The sequence below is a fragment of the Paraburkholderia hiiakae genome (assembly GCF_904848665.1).
Lineage (GTDB): Bacteria > Pseudomonadota > Gammaproteobacteria > Burkholderiales > Burkholderiaceae > Paraburkholderia > Paraburkholderia hiiakae.
The window spans coordinates 384,141-390,140 of the sequence record NZ_CAJHCQ010000006.1 but is presented as its reverse complement, the minus strand read 5'-3'; the positions used below and the strand labels follow the sequence as shown (position 1 = coordinate 390,140).

At 55.0% G+C, this 6,000-nt stretch carries 6 protein-coding genes; 3 read left to right on the top strand and 3 right to left on the bottom strand.

The annotated features are described in order from the left end of the window. From JMY28_RS38935 to JMY28_RS14760, 3 genes are all read left to right on the top strand, one after another. On the top strand, nucleotides 1-402 hold a 402-nt coding region (locus tag JMY28_RS38935), incomplete at its 5' end, for a DUF2345 domain-containing protein (protein ID WP_236596867.1). A 66-nt stretch (nucleotides 403-468) separates the two neighbouring features. Continuing rightward, nucleotides 469-1,458 (top strand): hypothetical protein, encoded by a 990-nt coding sequence (locus tag JMY28_RS14765; protein ID WP_201696659.1) that lies wholly within the window; start codon nucleotides 469-471, stop codon nucleotides 1,456-1,458. Between the two features lie 450 nt (nucleotides 1,459-1,908). Beyond that, a complete protein-coding gene (locus JMY28_RS14760; RefSeq protein ID WP_201696658.1) occupies nucleotides 1,909-2,649 on the top strand; it encodes a hypothetical protein in 741 nt (246 codons plus the stop codon). Between the two features lie 381 nt (nucleotides 2,650-3,030). Here the strand turns inward: JMY28_RS14760 and JMY28_RS14755 are convergent, their stop codons facing one another. The 3 genes from JMY28_RS14755 to aroQ all read right to left on the bottom strand — a co-directional run bounded on the left by JMY28_RS14755 (nucleotide 3,031) and on the right by aroQ (nucleotide 5,831). Next, nucleotides 3,031-4,326 carry an MFS transporter gene (locus JMY28_RS14755; RefSeq protein WP_236596875.1) on the bottom strand — a complete coding sequence of 432 codons (1,296 nt, stop codon included), beginning with the start codon at nucleotides 4,324-4,326 and terminating at the stop codon, nucleotides 3,031-3,033. Nucleotides 4,327-4,467: 141 nt separating this feature from the next. Beyond that, on the bottom strand, nucleotides 4,468-5,379 hold the full coding sequence (locus JMY28_RS14750; RefSeq protein WP_201696656.1) for a shikimate dehydrogenase: 912 nt from the start codon (nucleotides 5,377-5,379) through the stop codon (nucleotides 4,468-4,470). Further along, nucleotides 5,376-5,831 carry a type II 3-dehydroquinate dehydratase gene (gene aroQ, locus JMY28_RS14745; protein ID WP_201696655.1) on the bottom strand — a complete coding sequence of 152 codons (456 nt, stop codon included), beginning with the start codon at nucleotides 5,829-5,831 and terminating at the stop codon, nucleotides 5,376-5,378. The genes JMY28_RS14750 and aroQ overlap by 4 nt, the downstream gene beginning before the upstream one ends. Nucleotides 5,832-6,000: the final 169 nt, after the last annotated feature.

The window sequence follows — 6,000 nt, the reverse complement described above, 5'->3', positions numbered from 1 at the left end:
CTTACCGCTGCCAAGGACGTCAACGTCGGCAGCGTCAACGGGAAGGTCAACCTCGCGGCGGCCAAGGAAATCATCCTCGAATGCGGCGGCGCGTTTGTGCATATCAAGGACGGCAGCATCACGCTTGGCGGTCCGGGTGATCTGTTCCTTAAAACTATTACCGTACAGAAGAAAGGCAAAGAGTCAAAACATACACTTTTGCCGGCACTCCCAGGATCTCCCAATCGGTTCGATGATCGTTTCAGACTGCTTGACGCAGTAACCGGGACGCCGCTTCAAAACATAGAATATGCGATTGTGCGTGCTGACGGCACTGTAGAACATCGCGTCACGGATAACGACGGACATACACATTTGCTAAGCCAAACTGCACAATCTGAAAACATCAGGATATACATATAGCCCGGTCTCACTTGGCATCCGGGCGAATTTCCTTTCCTTTATTTTCATGGAACTTGCGGATCTCTCATGAGCGAAGAAACGTTTCCGATTGACTGTGGCTACAACGTGGACGATTGGCTAATCAGCCCAACGGGGCGCAACCTCAACCTCCTCTGCAAGAAGAACACCACCTTATACACCGACGAAAGTGTAAAGGATATTCCTGCTCCCGAAAAATACGTAATGCTAAAAATTACACCGGACAAGAGCGGCTACACGCTTCAAAAGGTATACGGCCATCCAAACGACTCCACTACACTCCGCAAATCTGTAGATCCCCAACCCGCGGTTGTTGTCCCAACATTCCATGCGAAACTAATTTTATTTGATTCAACCAAGGGGGAATCTGGCTCTACGCAATATGATATCAACGTCACCCGTGACGCGTGGTACTACCTTGGTGTTGACCCGACAGGTGCTACCTGGTGCCGAAATATAGCTTTCGAGCCGGCGAATTCAGCCAAGAACAAATATTTGACGGAACAAATCCACTTCCCTCCTGGTGCAGACAACATTGTTCATGGTTTTTTCCTGATGCAGGATGAGTCACAGCGTGGCAAGGACCAGCGAAATCTGGACGCGAAGAATGTCAGTCTTGCTAACCCGTATGGTCAACGAATATCCTCCAGAAAAAGCGAATCCATTGCCTCCAATATTATGTTCCACATTGGAGGATTCTACGTAGCGAGGGCAAAGCTTGATCACGCAAAGTGGCTCGGTGGATCTGAAGGATGCTTTACTTTCATCCCCAAAAGAAGCGTTCACCCCACAGCTGAGGATGCATCAAAGGTCACATTAGAGACGGCTTTTTTTTCAAACAAGACGTGGGTCAATATGACAGCAATGATAGAAAAATTTCGAGATAGCGATCCACAAAGACGTTTCATTGTTCAAATCGAGCCAAGATCCGAGTATTCTCGGGATTCGATAAAAAATATTATAATATTATCCGGAGCCTTGGACAGACAGATTAAGCAATATATTTCTGGATTTCACTCCAATCCATTTGCATTCTGATCATCCCAGCATACACTAATCCATATGACCGAGAAACGCCAATGTCACTTTTCAGGACTGCAAACAGCGGCCTTATTTTTAATTCTAGTTCTGATAGCTGTTCTCTGCTATTTGTTCTACCCGACCGTCCGATGTGTATACGAGTGGGGGGAATTCTCTGATGCCTGCGCGGAAGAATTCATGCTGACGCTACTGATGCCGTTCGCGGCATTTATTGTAGTGTGGGGCACACTATTCACAATCGTGGCGCTTATTTTAAGAAAGACGAAATAACCCTCTACCTCGAGCATGCACGGACTTCGTATTTAAATGTTTTTTATTCTCACAACAGGCTCGGCAATATGAATGAAGATAACCAGACTCATGCGCGGCGCCCCAAAAAAACTCTGTTCTCAATGTACTACTACAGAAACGGCGACAAATTCCATTCGACCTACCAGGGGTATTTCAATGATCACCGAAAAAAGTCGTAATATATTATTTTGCGTAGGCGTTGCAAGCGTAACATTCGCACTTCTTATCGAATGGGAAGATTCGACTTATTCCGAACCACCGTTTATTGTAATTGGGCGCAAGGACGTCCTTAGTAAAACTCACGTCAATGTGTTCATGTCTCGATATGAATCCAACTCATCAATGAGAACAATTTATCTAAACGGGGATTCCTATCCATCGAACAACCAGAACGTTGATCGATTTGAATTTTATATCAACTACGACAATAAATTATTTAGTCGCTATGGATATGACAATGTGCCGAGAATGGTGAATGACGCAAGCATCGCACGCAACACCTTGCTAATTTGCAAAATTGGTTCTGATGTATTTTTTTCAAATCGATTCACGAAATGCGAAGAACCGAAAGATGAGAACCAGCTCCGCCCGCTCGATGAGCAACTTAATGCCGACCTGATTGACGAGAAAGAAAGTGGAAAAATAAAAACAAAATCCGATGAGCAGTCTTTTATTTACAAAATGAAGTCGGCATTTTTTGAAGTAACAAAATCCACAGACCAATCATTGGGCCTCTATTCAATTCGAAAATTGACGATAAAATACAAAAAAATCAACGCACCCTTACACTATGGCGAAAAATGGTTTCAAGAATTCCTCAATCAAAAGAAACGTAATTTTAATTTTTCGCGGCCATATTTATTACGATCTCACTCTATTTATTCCATCCGATCCTAGAATGTATACACGATTTCGGTGGCTACGCAAATGATTGCAGCGACACGCTTGGACTAACCCTCTTAATTCCCTACCCGATTTTCGTATTTATTTGGTTAGTTTCGTTAATTGTCTCGGCTCTAGTAGTGAAGGCTCGCCAAGAAAGCGGCCCTCCCCGTCTCGAATGAGGTTGGCGTGACGACCAACGGACCTATCGGCTATCGCTGCCTACCACCCTTCTTCTGTTTGCCGCATAAGCGAGATTGCACGATGGGCCTTGGTCACGTCCGCACGAACAAGAGATACCGCCAGCGCAGGGGCAACGCTGGCAGACCGGCAACACCACAAGGCAAAGCCAAACGCCCCGAACAACCACAAGCCCAAAAATCCAAAACACCCGCCTTACATCTCGATGCGCTTGATATCGCCCACGATAAAGATATACGAGGCCGCACCGACCAGCGCGATGACGCCGATGAACACCAGCGCCCAGACGAACGAGCCCGTTACGCTGACGATCAGCCCCACGACCAACGGCGTGATGATGCCCGCGAGATTGGCGGCAAGGTTGAAAATACCGCCAGTGAGCCCAAGCATGCCAGCCGGCGCGATATCCGAAACAAGCGTCCAGCCAAGCGCGGCCATCCCTTGCGCGAAGAACGCCACCGAGAGGATCGCGATCACGGCCACGTTGCTCTCCACGAAGTTCGCGAGAATGATGGTCGACGCGAGCAGCAGACCGGCGATGATCGGGAACTTGCGCGCCACGTTAGCCGAGATGCCGCGGCGCAGCATCCAGTCCGAGAACGTGCCGCCGAACATCACGCCAATGGACGCGGCAATGAACGGCATGATCGCGAAAAAGCCGATCTTGAGCCAGCCCATGTGGCGTTCGGTGGCGAGATAGGTCGGGAACCACGTGAGGAAGAACACGAGCGTGGAGTTGCCCGCGAACTGCCCGAGGCAGATGCCCGCGAGCTGACGGCGGCGCAACAGTTGGCCGGCCATGCGCCAGTCGAAGCCCTGCTTCTTCGGCTCCGCGGCAGCTTGCGCGTCGGCCTTGCGCTCGTGGCGAGCCAGACCGCCGCCCGCCTCGATGTAATCGAGCTCGGCGCGATTGGCCGCGGGATGCTCATGCGGCTCGCGATACAGGAACCACCACACGAGGCCGAACACAATGCCCACGGCGCCCACCACGTAGAAGAGCGAGCGCCAGCCATAGGCACCCATCAGCGCGAAGAGGAAGGGGCTAAAGAACGCGAGGCCGACGTACTCGCCCACCGTATAGGTGCCCGTGGCGAATGCGCGCTCGCTTTGCGGGAACCACGTCGCGACCACGCGGCTATTGGTTGGGAAGCACGGCGACTCCGCAGCGCCAAGGCCGAGGCGGCACGCGAACAGCGCGCCCACGCCGCTGATGAACCCCTGCGCGAGCGTGCACATCGACCAGAGCGTCATGGAGAGCCAGTAGGTGAACTTGCTGCCGAAGCGGTCGAGGAACAGGCCGCCCGGAATCTGAGCGACGACATAGCTCCAGGAGAACGCTGAGAACACGAGGCCCATGAGCGCCGCGCTGATGCCCAACTCCTTGGTGAGCTGCGGCGCTGCAATGCCGAGCACGGTGCGATCGAGGTAATTGATCATCGTGCCGACGGCCAGCAGGCCCAAGATGCGATAGCGCGCCTTCGAGCGGCGCATCGCGCCCTCGACGGGCGTCGCGGCGGAAAGGGCCGGCGCGTCGCCGCGCCCCGTGGATACGGGTGGTGCCATGTCTCTCTCCAAGTGTCGGGCGGAGTTGGCGCTTTAGCGCTTACTCCGGCCCCATGCAAAGCTCGTTTGTTATTCGCCGGCGTTGGCCGCCAACATTGATTGCAGATGCGCATACATGCGTTCCGCGTCGGGCTCGACACCCGTGAACAGCCGGAACGCATCCACTGCCTGGTACACCGCCATGCCGCCGCCGCTGAGCGTGCGGCAGCCGCGCGCCTCAGCCGCTTCGAGCAGCGCCGTGCGGATCGGGAAATAGACGATGTCAGCCACCCACAGCCGCTCGTGCAGATATTCCGCAGGCAACGGCATGCCCGGCAGCTTCGCCATACCGGTGGGCGTGGCGTGGATGAGGCCCGTAGCGTGCTGAAGCACGTCGCGCAAGTCGCCGCCCGCGCTCACCCGAGCCGCCGGGAAGCGCGCCTGCAACTCGCTGGCAAGCGACGCGGCGCGCGATGCATCCACGTCGAACAGCGTGAGCGCCTGGGCGCCCATCTGCAGCGCAGCATGTGCGACCGCCGCGCCCGCGCCTCCCGCGCCCAGTTGCACCACCGCATCGAGCGAGACGTCGGGCAGGCCGCGCTGGAACGCACGAGCAAACCCCGACCAGTCGGTGTTGTGGCCGATGCGCTTGCCGTCGCGGAACAACACCGTGTTCACGGCGCCGAGCGCGCGCGCGTCGTCGGAGAGTTCGTCGAGCAGTTCGATCACAGCTTGCTTGCACGGATACGTGATGTTCAGACCGTCGAAACCCATGCGCTCGGCGGCGAGCAACAACTCGGGTAGCGCGGCGGGCGTGAGCTTCAGCGCTTCGAGGTCGATGCGCCGGTACACATAGTTAAAGCCGAGTTCGCGGCCTTCCTGCTCCTGCATCGCGGGCGTGAGCGAGCCGCCGATGCCCGAGCCGATCAGTCCGCAGAGAAACGATTGGGCGGTTGCGCGCGCGCCCAGCGCGTTCATGCTGGCGTGGTTCTGGGCGCTCATTTCGCCTCCTTTTTAGCGAGCAGCGTGGCCATGCGCTCCAGCGCGAGCACATACCCTTGCGTGCCGCAGCCGACGATGATGGCTTCCGCAATCGGCGAAACGAAGGAATGGTGCCGGAACGCCTCGCGCTTGTGCACGTTCGAAATATGGACCTCGATCACGGGCTTCGCGATCGCGGAAAGCGCATCGGCAATGGCAACCGACGTATGCGTATAGGCGGCCGGATTGATGACGATGCCGTCCACGCGCGTACGCGCTTCATGAAGCCAGTCGATCAGCTGATGCTCGGCGTTCGACTGGCGAAAATCGATCTCGAGCCCAAGACGCCCCGCCGCCTCGCGGCACAGGTTGGCAACGTCATCTAACGTTTCAGCGCCGTAGATCGCGGGCTCCCGCGTTCCCAGCAGATTCAGGTTCGGCCCGTTCAGGACCAGCACCGAAGGCATTCCCATTGCACACACTCCAGAACAGCTTGACGACCGGTACGGCGCATACTGAGGAACCGACGCATGCTTCACCGCATGGTCGCAAGTGTGCCGCGAACCGGTCCAGCGGTCACCTGGGGTTTGCCAGAATTTGTACTAACTAGTTAGTTTGGCGTATCCTTCGGACACTCCAGCG